This is a genomic window from Sphingomonas sp. CFBP 13720 (assembly GCF_014842075.1).
Taxonomy (GTDB): domain Bacteria; phylum Pseudomonadota; class Alphaproteobacteria; order Sphingomonadales; family Sphingomonadaceae; genus Sphingomonas.
In genome coordinates this window covers 300,944-316,948 of sequence record NZ_JACYVA010000003.1, presented here as the reverse complement: position 1 = coordinate 316,948, position 16,005 = coordinate 300,944, and the positions used below count along the sequence as shown (strand labels likewise).

The following is a 16,005-nucleotide window of genomic DNA, read 5'->3' as shown; positions in this document are numbered from 1 at the left end:
GGTCCGCGCACGAGGCGGCACGCAGTTTCGATTGAATAGCAAAATTTGATGTACTAATTCCGTTATCGCCGAACCGGGCGACAGGGAGAGTGGACGATGCGGAGCTTCACGCGGGCGGCGATGCTGCTGGCCGGAACGATCGTGGGGCACGCGCACGCCGCGCCGCCGACTAATGGCGGTCCATATAACGCGCATTTCCTGTCGGGCGGGGTCGGTATCGTCCGCGATCTGGCGGCCGGCGACCGCATCGTCGCGGCGGATGCGCCGTTCACGCTGGCGGGCTGGGTGCGGCCCGATGCGCGACAGGCCGGGCCGGTCGAACTGGTGACGCTGGGCGACGGCACCGCCAAGCGTGCGCTCTACCTGCGCGACGGCGTACTTGCCTATGCCGATGCCGCCACCGGAGTCGCCTCACGCGCGGTGCTGGCACCGGGCGAATGGCATCATGTCGCCGCGACGTCGGACGGACGCACCGTACGGCTGTTCGTCGACGGACGGCAGGTCGCCAGCGGCGCGGCCCCCTCCACCGCGATCCCCGCGAAGATCGCGATCGCCGGCGTGACGCCGGGCGCGCCGCATTTCGGCGGTACGCTAGTCGAGGCGCGGGTGGACGACGCCGCGCTGGATATCGCCGCGCTGGCAAAGACGCGTCCCGATTTCGATACGGTGCAGTTGTGGCAGGTCGGCGTCGGCTGGGAATTCCAGAAGACCGCCAATACCGGATACTGGCGTCCGCAGGACCCGTGGACGCTGCCGCAGTCCAAGGGCGATGTCTCCGCCCCGGTCGCCAAGCCGCTTCGCGCCGAACCCGCGCTGGAGGCGGCGGGCGACCTGCGCTGGATCGTCCATGGCTGGCGGCTGGCGGGTGCGCCCGACGTGGCACAGGGCGGCGCGGTGCTGTCGCGTCCGGCCTATGACGCGCGCAAATGGCATGCGGCGACGGTGCCGGGGACGGTGCTGACCACGCTGGTCGATCGCGGCGTCTATCCCGATCCGTATATCGGGCTGAACAACCTCGCCATCCCCGAACGGCTCGCGCGGCAGGACTGGTGGTATCGCACCAGCTTCACCGCCCCTGCCGGCGCGGCAGGCAAGCGCACCACGATCCAGTTCGGGGGCATCAACTATGCCAGCGAAGTGTGGGTCAATGGCGCGAAGGTCGGCACGACCATCGGTGCGTTCGTGCGGGGCCGGTTCGACCTGCCGCTGGTCGCGGGCGAGAACGTCATCGCGGTGAAGGTGTCGCCGCCGCCGCATCCCGGCACGCCGCACGAACAGTCGATCGCGGCGGGCGTGGGCGAGAATGGCGGACAGCTGGCGATCGACGGTCCGACCTTCGTCGCGACCGAGGGGTGGGACTGGATCCCCGGCATCCGCGACCGCAACACCGGCCTGTGGCTGCCGGTCGAGTTGGAAGCGCATGGCGACCTGATGATCGGCGATCCGCAGATCGTGACCGACCTGCCGCTGCCCCGCATCGACAGCGCCGACATCCATATCCGCGTGCCGGTGTCCAATGGCGGCACCACCGCGCGGCAGGCGACGGTCGCGGCACGGTTCGACGGCGTGGAGGTGCGCCGCACGGTCACGGTGGCACCGGGCGCGAGCACGATCGTCGCCTTCACGCCCGCGACCGATCCGGCACTGCGCGTGGCGAACCCGAAATTGTGGTGGCCCAACGGCTATGGCGATCCGGCGCTGCACGACATGACGATCACCGTCGCCGACGAAGCGGGCGTATCGGACACGCACCGCACGCGGTTCGGCATCCGCGAAGTCAGCTACGACCTGTCGCTGTTCGATGCGGCGGGGGCGTTGCGGCGGGTCAACGTGCAGACCACCGACGGTGGCCTGTCCGGCAACCGGCTGATCGACGTGCGCCACGAAGCGATCAAGCAGACCCCGACCGGCTGGGCGGAATCACTGACCGCTGCGGGCGAAACATCGCCGGGCGTCACCCCGATCGCGGAAACGCTGCCCGAACCGCATCTGACGATCCGGGTCAACGGCGTGCGCATCGCCGCGCGCGGCGGCAACTGGGGCATGGACGACGCCATGAAGCGGTCCGACCGCACGCGTCTGGAACCCTATTTCCGGCTTCAGCGTGATGCGCACATGAACATCATCCGCAACTGGATGGGCACCAACACCGAACCGCAATTCTACGACCTAGCCGACGAATACGGCATGATGGTGATGAACGATTTCTGGCAATCGACCCAGAATTTCCAGGTGGAGCCACAGGACCCGCAACGGTTCCTGAACAATGCCCGCGATACCATCGCGCGCTATCGCAACCATCCGTCGATTATCCTGTGGTTCGGCCGGAACGAGGGCGTACCCTATCCGACGCTGAACGAAGGGCTGGACGATGCGGTGTTCGAACTGGACGGCACGCGCTGGTTCACCGGATCGTCGAACGTCGTGAACCTGCAAGGCTCCGGCCCGTATAATTATCGCCCGCCGTCCGGGTATTTCACCGATCTCGCCACCGGCTTTTCAGTCGAAACCGGCACGCCGTCGCTGTCGACGATCGAATCGATCCGCAGCTACGTCCCCACCGCCGACCAGTGGCCGCTGAGCGACACGCTGGCGTATCACGACTGGCATTTCGGCGGGAACGGCGACACGAAGACGTTCATGACCACGCTGGCGACGATGTTCGGACCGGGCACCAGCCTGCCCGATTTCGAACGCAAGGCGCAGATGATGAACCTCGAAACGCACAAGGCGATGTACGAAGGGTTCCTCGGGCATCTGTGGACGAAGAACAGCGGCCGGTTGCTGTGGATGACGCACCCGGCATGGCCGTCGAACGCGTGGCAGCTATATTCGTGGGATTACGACACGTCCGCCGCCTATTACGGTGCGAAGAAGGCGGCCGAGCCGGTCCATGTCCAGCTGAACCTGCCGGGCAACGAACTGGTGGTGCTCAACACGACCCAGGCGGACATGCGCGGGCTGACCACGACGGCGCGCGTCGTCGGGCTGGACAATCGCGAACTGTTCCGGCGCAGCCTGCCGGTCGATGCGCTGGCCAATCGCGCGACGCCGCTGCCGGCGGTGCCGCTCGACACCTTGTATCCGGCCGACGGCATGGTGCTGGTGGCGCTGACCCTGACCGATGCCGGCGGGCGGGTGGTCGCCGACAATTTCTATTGGCGGGGGCGCGACACCGCTTCGTATCGCGCGCTCAATACGCTGGCGCCCGCCAAACTCGCCGTGACGCGTGCTGCGCCGGTGGTCGACGGCACCGACCGGAAGATGGCGGTCACGATCGCCAATGACGGTCCGGTCGCCGCGATCAACACCAAGCTGACGCTGGTCGGACCGGATGGACAGCGCATCCTGCCGGCCTATTATTCCGACAATTATGTCGGGCTGCTTCCGGGTGAGCGCAGGACGATCGAGATCCGCTGGCCCGCGACGGTGCGGGCCGCGCCGGGCGTGCGGTTGAGCGGGTGGAACGTGGCGGAACGGATGGTGCGATGAAGCGATCGGGCATGGGTGTCGTGGGATTCGCACTGGCGGCATGGGCGGCGAGCGTCCCCGCCGTCGCACAGGAGGCGCCAGCTCCGGTTCCCGCACCCGTGCCCCCGCGCGTATCGGTGTCGGGCGGTATCGTGGAGGGCAAGGCCGAAGCGGATCGCGTCCTGTTCCTCGGGATGCCGTTCGCCGCGCCGCCATTGGGTGCCAACCGCTGGCGCGAGCCGCAGCCGGTGCTCGAATGGACGGGAATCCGCGCCGCGACCGAGACGGCACCCGCCTGTCTCCAGAACGACTATGGCTGGAACCGCGCCGATCACGTCTTCGCCAGCGAAGACTGCCTGACGCTCGACGTTGCCACCCCGTCGCTGACGGGCAAGCGTCCGGTGGTCGTGTGGATTCACGGTGGCAGCAACCGCGCCGGATCGGCCGGGGGCATGGTCCGGTCGAACCTCGTCCGGCGCGGCGTGGTACTGGTGGCGGTCCAGTATCGTCTGGGCATCATGGGATTCCTGCCCCATCGCGCACTCGCGGCAGAGGCGGAGGCCAAGGGCGCCAGCGGCAATTACGGGCTGATGGACCAGATCGCGGCGCTGCGCTGGGTCCGCGACAATATCGCCAAATTCGGGGGCGATCCCGACAACGTCACGATCACCGGAGAAAGCGCCGGTGCGCAGGACGTGTCGTTGATGCTCGCCACCCCGCTGGCACGCGGCCTGTTCGCCCGCGCGGCGATCCAGTCGGGAACGCCCGGTTTCGGCCTGCCATGGCGGCCGCTGAAGGAAGCGTTCCGTATCGGCGACCAGCTCGACGTGCTGTTGGGGACACAGGGCGCGGCGGCGTTGCGTCGCGCATCGGCCGCATCGTTGCTTGCCGCCGACCTGAAGCTGCACGACGCGAAGCTGACCGCCGACGATTTCCTGTATCTGCGGACGACGATCGACGGCGCGGTGCTGCCCGACACGCCGGACCGGCTGTTCGTGACCGCGCCGAAACGGCCGGTGCTGATCGGTTCGAACATGTTCGAATTCGACCTGCCCGGCGGCCGTCCCGCGCGCGACGGCTTCGTCGATCTGTCGTTCGGGGCGAACGCCGACGGTGCCCGAAGCTTCTACCGCCTCGATCAGGCCGATCCCGCGGCCCATCCGCGCATGGGCACGCGCGACCAGCAGATTGCGACCGATGCGATCTTCCGCTGTCCGGCCGGGACGCTGACGACCCTGCTGGCGGGGCGTGGTTGGCCGGTGTGGCGCTATGAGTTCGATATCGGCACCGGCGGCGGGCTGACGCATCACGGTGCGGAAATCCAGCATATCTTCGGTGACCAGCGCGCCGGATCGGTCCATCTTCAGGATTACTGGGTCGCCTTCGCCACGACCGGCGATCCGTCGGGCGACGGGCGTCCGGCATGGCCGCGCACGACGCGCGGCGCACCTGCGAACCTGTTGTTCGACGCCAATGGCGCGACGCCGCGGACCGGCGACATCCGTCCCGACATCTGCAAGCTGCAAGGATTGCTATGACCTTCGATCGCCGTGCCTTTCTGACTGTCGCGGGCGCTGCGACGCTGCTGCCCGCCGCCGCTGCCCGTGCCACCCAGGAAGAGACGTGGGAGCAGAAGCACCAGCGCCAGTTGCGTGAGGACTGGCCGTGGCTTGGCCGCTATGCCGCCGACAATGCCGCGCTGAAGGCTTCGGGCGCGAAGACCGATATCGTCTTCATGGGCGATTCGATCACGGAAGGGTGGCGCGACAAGCGCCCCGGCTTTTTCCTGCCCGGCCGGGTCGGACGCGGCATCGGCGGGCAGACGACGCCGCAGATGGTATTGCGGATGATGGCGGACGTGATCGCGCACCGGCCCAGATTCGTCCACATCATGGCCGGCACCAACGATATCGCAGGCAATACCGGCGTCATCACCCGTCCGCAGACGTTCGACAATCTGGCGATGATGGCGATGCTGGCGAAGCAGGCGGGGATCGGCGTGCTGATGGCCAGCGTGCCGCCCGCCGCGAACTTTCCGTGGCGGCCGGGGCTGGACGTGGTCGGGCCGATCCGGGAGATCAACGCATGGAGCCGGGCCTATGCCGCCCGGACGGGCGCGACATGGGTGGACTACACCCCGGTGCTGGCAACGCCGGACGGCGCGATGCGGCCCGGTCTGGCCTATGACGGCGTGCATCCGACCGAAGCGGGTTATGACGCGATGGCGACCGTGCTGACCCCGATCCTCAAGCAGAAGGGACTGCGCGTATGATCCGCGCTGCGCTTGCGCTGGCCGCCGCGATGCCGCTCGGCGCGTTCGCGCAGGACGTCTCGCCACCGGCGACCGTGACGGCCGCCCCGGCGGCGGGGGCGATCGAATTGCAGTCGCCCGATGGACGCAACGCGGTGGCGATCACGCTCGATACGATGGGGCGGCCGACCTATGCGATCGCGCGCGGCGGTTCGGCGGTGATCGCGCCGTCGCCGATCGTGCTGGAACTGGCCGACGATCGCATCGGCTATGGCATGTCCGTCACCGGCAGCGAACGGCGCAGCAACGACACCCGCTATCCGATCGTCGTCGGCAAGGCGCGCGAGGGGCGCGACCATTATAGCGAACTGACAGTCCATTTCGCGGAGAACACGGGCCAGCGGCGGCGAATGGACGTCATCGTTCGCGCCTATGACGACGGCGTCGCGTTTCGCACCGTGCTGCCGGTACAGGCCGCGACCGAAGCGACCGTGGTGCGCGGCGAACAGACGAACTTCAATTTCCCCGCGGCCTATAAATGTTGGGGCTTCAACCCCGGCCGCTTCCGCAACAGCCACGAAGGCGAATTCGACCCGGTCGACGTGACCCGCACGCGCGAACACAATCTGTTCGACGTGCCGTTCCTCTGCGAAACCGGCAAGGCGGCGTTCGCCATCGCCGAATCCGATCTGGTCGATTTCGCGGGCATGTACCTGACCGGGCGTGCCGATGGCGGGCTGGGGCTGACGACGCGGCTGTCGCCGTCGATCGACGATCCCCGCGTCGCCGTCCGCACGCGCGTCGGCAGTCCGATCCGCACGCCGTGGCGCGTGGTGATGCTGGCGGACCGCGCCGGCGAACTGGCCGAATCGACGCTGGTCAACACGCTGGCCACTCCGTCGAAGATCGCTGACACCGGCTGGATCCGGCCGGGCAAGTCGGCATGGGACTGGTGGAACGGTCCCAGCATCGCCACCGCGCCGCAACCGGGCACCAACACCGCGACGACCCGCGCCTTCATCGACTTCGCCGCCGCGCAGGGCATCGAATATATGATGATCGACGAAGGCTGGTATGTCGGCGCAGGCGGCGGCGCGCTGGTGAAACCCGGCGTCGACGTGACGCGGGCGGCGTCGTCGATCGATCTGAAGGGCGTGATCGACTATGCCCGGTCGAAGAAGGTCGGCGTCTGGCTGTGGCTCAACTGGATCGCGCTCGACGACCAGATGGAAGACGCGCTGGCGCTCTACGAAAAGCTGGGCGTGGCCGGGGTGAAGGTCGATTTCATGGACCGCGACGATCAGGCGATCGTGGCATGGTACACGAAATTCCTTGCGGCGGCGGCGCGGCACAAGCTGATGGTCAATCTGCACGGAGCCTATGCGCCGCGCGGGCTGAACCGCACGTGGCCCAATTTCGTGACGCAGGAAGGCGTGCTGGGCGCGGAATACAATAAATGGTCGGCGCGGATCACGGCGGGGCACAACGTCATGCTGGCCTATACCCGCAACCTGCTCGGCCCGATGGACTATACCCCGGGGGGCTTTCGCAATGCGTCGCCCGACAGCTTTCAGATCCGCAGCGTGCTGCCGTTCGTCCAGACGACGCGCGCGCACGGGCTGGCGCTGTACGTCGTCTACGACAGTCCGGTCGCGATGGTGTCGGACAGCCCCGACACCTATGCCGCATCGCCCGACGGACTGGATTTCGTGCGGACGGTCCCGACGTCGTGGGACGAAACGCGCTTCGTCGCGGGGGATGTCGGCGACTATATCGCGGTCGCCCGGCGCAAGGGGCGTACATGGTACATAGGCACCCTGAACAACGAGACCGCCCGCAATGTGCGCCTGCCGCTGGCGTTTCTGGGCAAGGGGCGGTTCGATGCGGCAATGATCGGCGACGGTGCCGCGCCGACCGCGATCGTGCGTTCGCGCAAGGCGGTGGGGGCGGACGACGTCATCGACCTGTCGCTGGCGGGATCGGGCGGGGCGGTGGTGACGCTGACCCCGCGATAGGAAAACCTGAACGACCGCATCGGCCGTACGACAAATCGGGACAATTTTCCGGGTTTGATGACAAGATGTTGCGACAGCGTGGGACGATATTGAATTTGTCAGAGGGACAAGGAGACATCCGATGAAGAAGTTCGCACTGCTGATCGCTGGTCTGGGCATCGCCACCGCCGCACTGCCCGCCGCTGCGGCGCCGTGGCAGAACATCAACCAGCGTCAGGCACAGATCGATCGCCGGATCGATCAGGGTATCCGCAACGGCGCGCTCGACCGGCGCGAGGCGGTGAGCCTGCGCAGCGAGTTCCGCCAGATCGCGCAGCTGGAACAGCGCTATCGCCGTTCGAACGGGTTGTCGGTCGGCGAACGCCGCGACCTCGACAGGCGTTTCGACGCACTGTCGCGCAAGGTACGCATCGAACGGAACGACCGCCGCGATCGTAACGACCGGCCGGGCCGTCGCTGAACCGCCGCGCGCGCCGTCCCGGACCCTGTCCGGGACGGCGTCGCCGGGCACCGGCTTGGCACCGTAAATCGCTGTAATGTTTTGCAAACTCTTCATCGTTATTCCCGGTATCGACAACGATAAGCGTGAACGACAGGAAGAGGCCATGACCGCGACGTGCGATAGCGCTGTGCTCGGATCGATCGGGCGCAAACACGTCCGGTTCGCGCTGTCGAAGGGGGACGGATCGATCCGCCCCGATACGATCCGCAGCTACAGCGCCGATGCCACGACAGGAGTATCGGCAGCGCTTATCGCATTCCAACGCGACCTCAACCTCCCGGCGCTCCCCCGAAGGTCGGCCGTTTCGGTGCCCGGGCTGGTACGCGGCGATACGATTTCGATCACTAACACCCGATGGTTCCTGTCGCGTTCCGGGCTGGAGGCGATGCTGGGCGAACCGCCGTTGATCCTGAACGACTTCGCGGCGGAAGCCTGGGCGTTCGCGAGCGTTGATACACGGGTCGACGAAGCCTTTGGCGGTGCCCCGGGACAATTGTTGCGACGGCCGGGATGTTACCTGATCGTCGGCATCACCTCGGGTCTGGGCGTCGCGGTCGTGAACCGCAGCGAAACCGGGACCGTCGCTGTGCTGGCGACCGAGGCGGGGCACGCAGTTTTCGCGGGAGCGACGGACGAGCTGGCAGGGCTGGCTATCGACCTGTTCGCGGGGCAACATCCCGTCGCGAGCGAGGATATCGTGTCGGCACGTGGTCTGCTGGCGATCTATGCGCTGTTGGCCCGACGCGCGTCGGTTCCGCCGCGTGCGACGACGCCCGAAGACGTCACCCGGCTGGCCGCGACCGATCCGATCGCGCGTGGTGCCTGTCAGTTGCTGGCCAGAGCCTTCTGGGCGCAGGCCGGAAACCTTGTCATGACGTTCGGCGCGTGGGACGGCGTACTGATCACTGGTGAGGTCGCCCGTGCGATCCGTCCGTTCCTGCGCCAGCCCGAAGCACAGGCGCTGTTCCCGATTTCGGCGAAATACCGCCGTGCCTTGCTGACCGTGCCGCGGTCGTTGATGATGCTGGAAAATGCCGAACTGGTGGGTTTGGGAAGGGCGCTGCATCATCAGCGGATGACGGCTACCCCGGAACCTTTCCCATCGCTTCGCCCAGCCGTACCGGCCGTTCCGGTGCCCATTCGGGGTTGAAGACGACGCAGCCCGGCCGGAACAGCATGATGATCGTCGATCCCAGCAGGAACCGCCCCATCTCTTCGCCCTTTTTCAGCCGGATGTCGCGATCGGCATAGTTCCATTCGGACGGCTTGCCGGTGCGTTTGGCGTTCACGACGCCGTGCCACACGGTTGCCATGCTGCCGACGATGGTCGCGCCGACCAGAACCATCACGAACGGCCCATGGCGTTCGGATTCAAAAACGCACACCAGACGTTCGTTGCGCGCGAACAGGTTGGCGACGCCGCGCGCCGTGGTCGGGTTCACCGAAAACAGCGCGCCGGGTACGTGAATCATGCGCATCAACCGGCCATCGCACGGCATGTGCAGCCGGTGATAATCCTTCGGCGAAAGGTACAGATTGGCGAAGCTGCCGTGACGGAAAACACCGGCCAGATCGGTATCGCCGCCGACCAGATCGGTGATCGTGAAGCGATGCCCCTTTGCCTGCACCATGTGGTGATCGTCGATCGCACCGAACTGGCTGATCGCGCCGTCGACCGGCGATACGAAATCCGCCGCCGCCATCGGCCGGGCATCCGCCCTGAGCGCGCGGGTGAAAAAATCGTTGAAGCTGCGATAGCTGGCAAGGTCGGGATCGAGCGCTTCGCGCATGTCGACGCCGTATTTGCGGACGAACCAGCGGATCAGCATGGGAGTGGCCGCGCTGCCATGCGCGCCGGCGACGCGGCCGGCGAACAGGGTCAACCATTTTTTCGGCAACAGGTGTTGCAACAGGATCTTCAGGCGATCGGACATGGCAAGGCTCTGAACAACAACGCCGCCGCGGAAATGCGCGAGGTGGTCGGGGACCGTAGCGGGTTGCGATGCCGATCGCCAAACGTCGATTACGGACCGAACGATCGGGTCGGAAGGTGTTCCAGTCGTCGCAATCGGCCTGCGCCGCTTCCGGCCCGATCGGCGGGCGTTGCGATCCGGCGGACGGGACGGATCGGGACACGGTGATCGATGTTCGGGGCGGGTGTCCGCAGACGCCCGCCCCGATAGCAATCAGATCGTCAGGCCCGCGACCGTATCCAGCCCGGCGTCCGATCCGACCCGGCTGTAGATGTAATATTCGACGCCGGTCGTTTCGTCGACATAGACGCCGTCATATTCCAGCCGCCGGACCAGCGCGCCGGTTTCGCCGAAGATCGACACGCTGCGGCTGGTTTCGATATCCACGATCAGGTTGCTGCCGAACGTGATGATGTTGTCGCCATTGCTGTCGAACAGCTTTACGTCGCTCATGAACACGTCGTCGCTGCCGAAATCGCCGATGCGATCCCGACCCGGACCATCGGATTCGAGGAATACGAAGACGTCGGAGCCGCCCCGCCCGGCCATCCGGTCCGATCCGTCACGGCCGATGATGACCTCATTTGCCGCAGTGCCTCGCAGCACATTGTTGTTCTCGTCGCCTTCGATGACCAGTACCGCGTCCGCATCGTCGTTCAGGATGCTGAGCGTGGCTTCTCCCGTCAGAACGGTGGCGGGGGTGCTGATGTCGCCGATGGTAACGATCAGCGTCTCGTCGGCTTCGTTTACCGTATCGCCACGCACCCCGATCACGATATCCTTGGTCAGTTCGCCCGCTTCGAAGGTGACGCTGTCGGGGATCGTGCCGGAAATGTCGCCGGCGTTGGCGGTTCCCGATACGGACAGCTCGACCGTAGCCGCCTGTTCCCCGCGATCGCGACTGATCGTGATGACGACGTCGGTGGTTCCGCTGTTCCCTTCGGTCACCGACGAACTGGCGAAGCCGATGCTGAAATTGGCGGTGGTAATGACTTCCAGCAGCCGCGCGACGACTTCCGCCGGATTGGACGCGGTCAGCACCGATCCGCCCGTTTCCTCCGACACCGTCGTCAAATTGGGGTCGGGGGTGGTGAATCCCGAAATGAAGATGGTGGTGATCTGGATCAGCCCCTTTCCGCCGGCCGGCGTGACGACGAACGGTACCAGCGGCGGCGAGATGACGTCGTCACCTTCCGAAACCGGGTTGCGTTGCTGGAAATCGTCCGGGCCGAAGGTCAGTTCGAACGTGTCGACCACGCCGATCGAACCGAGCAGGGCGGAATTCTTGGCGGAAATCGTGGCGCCGACATTGGTCGCATAGGCGAGTACGGTGGGCAGCAGGAACGCATCCTTGGCCGTCGCATCGGTGAACAGCGCGATCTTCTTGGTCCCGGCCGCCGGTCGCCATTCGCCCGCGCTGCCGTCCAGCGCCTTCAACAGCCCTTCGAACGCGGTTTCGGGGAAGTCGCCGCCGCCGCCGACCGAAATGCCGTTGATTGCGGACAGCGCCGCCGCCTTGCGATCCGCGAACGCGTCCTGATCGGTGAAGCCCAGTTCGACCACCGTCGGTTCGCCGTTGGTATTGTCCTTGTACGTGACGACGTTGATCCGCGCATCGATCGTATCGCCCGCGAACAGCGCATTGACCACGCCGGTCGCCGCCGATTTCACCGCCGCGATATCGTCTCCCATCGATCCGGTGGTATCGATCACGAACGAAAAGTCGGTCTGGAAGCTCAGGCCGTTCTTGGCGAGGTTGAACGTCTGGCCGTCGAGGAACTGGACGCGCTCGGCATTCCCGATCGTATCGGTCCCTTCGTCCGCCGTGCCGCGGACGTGGCGCGAGATGTACGACCCGTCGGCCTGCAGGCGGATGTCGTAATCGGTGGGCTTGCCGGTCAGCACGATCGTATCGGACCCGTCACCGCCATCGAGCGTGTCGTTGCCGCCCGCCCCGAACAGGAAATCGGCACCGGCCCCAGATTGCAGCGTGTTGGCCGACGCTCCGCCGATCAGCAGATCCTTGGAATCGCCCGCCGGGCCCGAATTCCAGTTCCGGTCGCCCGACTCCGACCGGTCGATCGCCGCCCCGCCGGTATAGTCGCGGCCACGGGTCAGGATGTTGCCGGTGGTGTCGTACGCGATATAGCTGTTCTGTTCAGGAAGGCCGAGTTCCTTGTAGATGATGTTCGATTGCCGGACGGTATCGCCGCGATAATCGTCGATGTTGTTCCAGTTGTCGATCTTTCCGGTCAGGGCGTGCACGAATTCGTGCAGGATCGCCGTGGCGGCGGTGTCCGCCACTGCCTTGCCGTTATTGTCGATATAGTTGGCATTGGTAAGTTCGGCCAAGTCGATCTGGATGCGTCCGGTGCCGGTCAGCGCCTGGAACGCGCCTGCGACGAATTCGACGGTGAACACATTGCCCGCCGTCGCGATCCAGCCGTCGAAAATGCCCTTCGCGGTCGCGGACCCTTCATAGACGGTCTTGATCGCAGCTTTGATCGTGGCGGCGGCGCCGGCGGAAAAGCCGGTGATCGTCAGTCTGGCTTCGATATCTGCAAATGCCATGTCTGCTCTCCCTGAAATGCGGCAGGTCGTGCCGCTCCATCGTTACTCAGGTACAGATCGCGCCGCCCGAATGTCGGCGATCGATATCGTTGCGCCGCCCCCCGCGATGCAGCGCGCGGCAAGAATGCCGGCAAGGCGCGCATAGCGATCGGCCGCTCCGGTGCTCAACCGGTGCATCTGGTCCACCACGACGTCGGAGAAGCGGCCGCGCCGGTTCCGTGGCGACTGGTGGAACAGCCACGTCAGTTCGGGCGGCGCATCCGACGAACGGCCGGTTGCAAAGTCGTCGGCCAGCCGTTCGAATTCGCTGCGCGGCAACGGCGTCGGCGCGGCGGCGTCATCGACCGCGATGCCCGCCAGAATCGCCTGATCGCGCAGCACCGCGCGCTCGCTCCAGTGAAAGACGCCGTCGATGCAGGGCGGATCGCCGGTGACGGAGAAATTGAACCATGGCGTGACGACCCGGCCGGCGGCGGACGATGCGGGCGCAGGTTCGGGCGGAGCGGGAAACGGATCGTCCCCCGACGTGACCAGTGGCGAACGGCGAAAGACCAGCATGGCTCGCGCGCTACCGATCGCGGTTGCGTCAGACGGGCTGGCACCGAAACCCGATTCCCCGAACGCCGCGATCGTTTCCGACACGAAGCGTCGAAATCCTTCGTTCCCGATCGCGGCGGGCGAAGTATGGCCTTCGCTTCCGATACTTTCATCGACGATATCCAGCACGAAGGCACCCGACGCGCGTCTGTGGTCCGTCGATAGGGGTTCGATGCCAGCGATCACTTCGGTCCCTGTCGTTAGGAAGGTATACTATTGCGACAGCATCTGCAGGGCTGCCGATACTTGTCCACTGATACGCCGAATCACTAACGCACGCGAAAAAAACCAAGAGGTCCAGTATCCCGCTTTTGACGTGTACTCAATCTACATTTGGAATAATTCGGCGTAACCAACGATACAGATCGATGTTACTTCGGGATGACAGCGGCGTCTTGTTCTGGTATCGCATGTTACTGTCCTGCCCGACTTGGGAAGGGCATCGGGAGGCCGCATGATCTGGTGTAAACCATGGTATGCCTGCGCGATGGTCGTGCTTATGACGGGTTCGCCTGCATCCGGCAGGGACGACGCCATCCCGCTCGACGGAGCGGCGATCCGGCAGGCGATGATTGGGAAGGCAGTCCGCTATTCTCCCCCCGGCTCGGCCGATGCCGGCGTACGGGAGGAATTCCACGCCGACGGCACATGGCGCGGCGTCCGGCTGGGGCGTGGACCGATCCCCTTTTCGGGGCGATGGACGATCGCAAAGGGTAGCCTGTGCGTCACGGCCGATCGCGGCTCGCCAGCGGAGCGGTGGCTGACCGGGCGCTATTGTCGAACGGTCTGGCGATCGGCGACGACCGGGCAGTTGCGCATGGATCATCTGGTGCATCGACCAGCCTCCTTGCCGGCGACCGGGCGGCAGATCCTCTCGGTCGAGGTGTTGCCGGCTTCGCGCTAGCGCGGTTTTCGGCCCGATCGAGAACGGCTCCGATGCGACCGGAACCGGCATGGAACGGCGTCGACCCTAGCCGCGCACATGCTCCCACACTTTCGCGATGACGACCGAACCTTCGCCCACCGACGACGCAACCCGCTTGGTCGAACCGGCACGGACATCGCCGACCGCGAAAATACCGGGCTGTGAGGTGGCATAGGGTGATGTGGCGCCGGCCGATTCACCCGTCAGGACGAACCCCTTGTCATCCAGCGCGACCAGCCCGGAAAGCCATGCGGTATTGGGGGCCGCGCCGACCATGACGAACATCGCGCGGGTATCGATCGTCCGGTCGCCGTCCGCGTTGCGGATCGTCACCGCGTCCAGCCTTTGCCCGCCATGCAGTTCGGCGACGTGCGCGCCATATTCGATCGTGATCGCCGGATCGGTTTCCAGCCGGCTGGACAGATAATGCGACATCGACGTTGCCAGCGTATTGCCTCGCACGATCAGCCGGACGTGACGCGCGACGCGGCTGAGGAACATCGCGGCCTGTCCGGCGGAATTTCCTCCGCCGATCACGATCACTTCGCCATCGCGGCAGAAGCGCGCCTCGTTCTCGGTCGCGGCGTAATAAATTCCGGCATTTTCGAATTCGCGGAGGCGGTCGAGGGGAAGGCGGCGATACTGGACACCGGTCGCGACGACCACCGCGCCGGCGCGGACGCGTTGCCCGTTGGCGAAGGTCGCGCACAGATCGCCCTTCGCCAGCCGTTCGAGGAATGCGACACGACGCGGCATGACGAAGCGCGTCCCGAACTTCATCGCCTGCACCTCGCCCCGCCACACCAGATCCGCGCCCGATATGCCGGTCGGAAATCCCATATAGTTTTCGATGCGGCTCGACGTGCCCGCCTGCCCCCCGATCGCGGTGTCGTCGACCACCAGCGCGCGCAGCCCTTCCGCACCGGCATAGACACCCGCCGCCACCCCCGCCGGACCGGCCCCGACGATCAGCACGTCGAACGCGTCCTCTTCCGGCAGATCCTGATCCAGCCCCAGCAGCCGCGCGACATTTTCCGGGGTCGGATCGCCGACCACCAGATCGCGGCCGAAGACGACGGACGGATCGTCGGGTCCGGTTCCGCAGCTGACGGCCACGCCGGCGGCTTCCGTGCTTCCCAGTGGATAGGAGCGGTACGGCACGCGGTTGCGCGACGCGAATTCGGCAATCCTTCGCACCGCGGCGCTGCGTTCCTCTCCGACAAGGATGAGCATGCCATCGCCCGAATCGAGCTGACGCCGCCGACGCGCCGCCAGTACGGTGATGACGATATCCGACAGTTCGGGGATCGCCGCCATCAACCGCAGCATGGCGTGTCGCGGAACCTCTACCACGACCGTATCGGCCGCCGCCCGCATCGGCATCGACCAGGTGCCACCCGACAGCAGCGAAATCTCCGCCATGAACTGCGTCGGCCCGAGCGTGGAGGGCACCTGTCGTTCCCCGGTGAACGGGTTCACGACCTCTATCTCGCCCTCCTCGACATAGACGAAGCGGTCGGCGGGTGCGCCGACCTCTGCCAGCATCGCCCCTTTCGCATAGTGCCGCCGCGTTCCCGCTGCGCGGATCGCGGCGATGTGCGCGGGTTCCAGCGGGATGCGCTGCATCTCGCGCAGGTCGCGTCCGATCGTTTCCATGGCGTCGTCTCCTGGCCGCACCATGGCTATCGCAGCGGACCGGA

11 protein-coding genes are annotated in these 16,005 nt (G+C 66.0%); 7 read left to right on the top strand and 4 right to left on the bottom strand.

Annotated features, from left to right (window positions below; translation table 11 throughout):
- Nucleotides 1-96: 96 nt before the first annotated feature.
- The 6 genes from IFT55_RS09075 (at nucleotide 97) to IFT55_RS09050 (ending at nucleotide 9,389) form a co-directional block, all read left to right on the top strand.
- Nucleotides 97-3,492 carry a glycosyl hydrolase 2 galactose-binding domain-containing protein gene (locus IFT55_RS09075; protein WP_192091251.1) on the top strand — a complete coding sequence of 1,132 codons (3,396 nt, stop codon included), beginning with the start codon at nucleotides 97-99 and terminating at the stop codon, nucleotides 3,490-3,492.
- The gene (locus IFT55_RS09070) at nucleotides 3,489-5,009 is read left to right on the top strand and encodes a carboxylesterase/lipase family protein (RefSeq protein ID WP_192091249.1); all 1,521 of its coding nucleotides are present in this window, start codon (nucleotides 3,489-3,491) and stop codon (nucleotides 5,007-5,009) included. The genes IFT55_RS09075 and IFT55_RS09070 overlap by 4 nt, the downstream gene beginning before the upstream one ends.
- A complete protein-coding gene (locus IFT55_RS09065; RefSeq protein WP_192091247.1) occupies nucleotides 5,006-5,743 on the top strand; it encodes a GDSL-type esterase/lipase family protein in 738 nt (245 codons plus the stop codon). The genes IFT55_RS09070 and IFT55_RS09065 overlap by 4 nt, the downstream gene beginning before the upstream one ends.
- A complete protein-coding gene (locus tag IFT55_RS09060; RefSeq protein WP_249403712.1) occupies nucleotides 5,740-7,737 on the top strand; it encodes a glycoside hydrolase family 97 protein in 1,998 nt (665 codons plus the stop codon). Before IFT55_RS09065 ends, IFT55_RS09060 begins: the two co-directional genes overlap by 4 nt.
- Before the next feature lie 121 nt (nucleotides 7,738-7,858).
- Entirely contained in the window at nucleotides 7,859-8,197 is a 339-nt protein-coding gene (locus tag IFT55_RS09055; protein ID WP_192091246.1) for a hypothetical protein, read from the top strand.
- A 145-nt stretch (nucleotides 8,198-8,342) separates the two neighbouring features.
- Nucleotides 8,343-9,389 (top strand): glucokinase, encoded by a 1,047-nt coding sequence (locus IFT55_RS09050; RefSeq protein WP_192091245.1) that lies wholly within the window; start codon nucleotides 8,343-8,345, stop codon nucleotides 9,387-9,389.
- Here the strand turns inward: IFT55_RS09050 and asd are convergent.
- From asd to IFT55_RS09035, 3 genes are all read right to left on the bottom strand, one after another.
- Complete coding sequence (gene asd / locus IFT55_RS09045) at nucleotides 9,322-10,173, bottom strand: archaetidylserine decarboxylase (protein ID WP_192091244.1); 852 nt, start codon at nucleotides 10,171-10,173, stop codon at nucleotides 9,322-9,324. The genes IFT55_RS09050 and asd overlap by 68 nt on opposite strands.
- 252 nt (nucleotides 10,174-10,425) lie before the next feature.
- A complete protein-coding gene (locus IFT55_RS09040) occupies nucleotides 10,426-12,783 on the bottom strand; it encodes a PipA/GogA/GtgA family type III secretion system effector (RefSeq protein ID WP_192091243.1) in 2,358 nt (785 codons plus the stop codon).
- A gap of 42 nt (nucleotides 12,784-12,825) precedes the next feature.
- Nucleotides 12,826-13,425, bottom strand: a complete 600-nt coding sequence (locus tag IFT55_RS09035) for a hypothetical protein (protein WP_192091237.1) — start codon at nucleotides 13,423-13,425, stop codon at nucleotides 12,826-12,828.
- A 409-nt stretch (nucleotides 13,426-13,834) separates the two neighbouring features.
- On the opposite strand from IFT55_RS09035, the gene IFT55_RS09030 reads away from it, so the two are divergent.
- Nucleotides 13,835-14,284, top strand: coding sequence for a hypothetical protein (locus tag IFT55_RS09030; protein ID WP_192091235.1), 450 nt, complete (start codon nucleotides 13,835-13,837; stop codon nucleotides 14,282-14,284).
- A gap of 66 nt (nucleotides 14,285-14,350) precedes the next feature.
- On the opposite strand, the gene IFT55_RS09025 is transcribed toward IFT55_RS09030, so the two are convergent.
- Nucleotides 14,351-15,961 carry an FAD-dependent oxidoreductase gene (locus IFT55_RS09025; RefSeq protein ID WP_192091233.1) on the bottom strand — a complete coding sequence of 537 codons (1,611 nt, stop codon included), beginning with the start codon at nucleotides 15,959-15,961 and terminating at the stop codon, nucleotides 14,351-14,353.
- Nucleotides 15,962-16,005: the final 44 nt, after the last annotated feature.

Excerpts from the sequence above, each read along its gene's own strand:
- IFT55_RS09050 (WP_192091245.1), top strand. The coding sequence starts at position 8,343 with ATGACCGCGACGTGCGATAGCGCTGTGCTCGGATCGATCGGGCGCAAA.
- IFT55_RS09030 (WP_192091235.1), top strand. The coding sequence starts at position 13,835 with ATGATCTGGTGTAAACCATGGTATGCCTGCGCGATGGTCGTGCTTATG.
- IFT55_RS09025 (WP_192091233.1), bottom strand. The coding sequence starts at position 15,961 with ATGGAAACGATCGGACGCGACCTGCGCGAGATGCAGCGCATCCCGCTG.
- IFT55_RS09070 (WP_192091249.1), top strand. The coding sequence starts at position 3,489 with ATGAAGCGATCGGGCATGGGTGTCGTGGGATTCGCACTGGCGGCATGG.
- asd (WP_192091244.1), bottom strand. The coding sequence starts at position 10,173 with ATGTCCGATCGCCTGAAGATCCTGTTGCAACACCTGTTGCCGAAAAAA.
- IFT55_RS09040 (WP_192091243.1), bottom strand. The coding sequence starts at position 12,783 with ATGGCATTTGCAGATATCGAAGCCAGACTGACGATCACCGGCTTTTCC.
- IFT55_RS09065 (WP_192091247.1), top strand. The coding sequence starts at position 5,006 with ATGACCTTCGATCGCCGTGCCTTTCTGACTGTCGCGGGCGCTGCGACG.
- IFT55_RS09075 (WP_192091251.1), top strand. The coding sequence starts at position 97 with ATGCGGAGCTTCACGCGGGCGGCGATGCTGCTGGCCGGAACGATCGTG.
- IFT55_RS09060 (WP_249403712.1), top strand. The coding sequence starts at position 5,740 with ATGATCCGCGCTGCGCTTGCGCTGGCCGCCGCGATGCCGCTCGGCGCG.
- IFT55_RS09055 (WP_192091246.1), top strand. The coding sequence starts at position 7,859 with ATGAAGAAGTTCGCACTGCTGATCGCTGGTCTGGGCATCGCCACCGCC.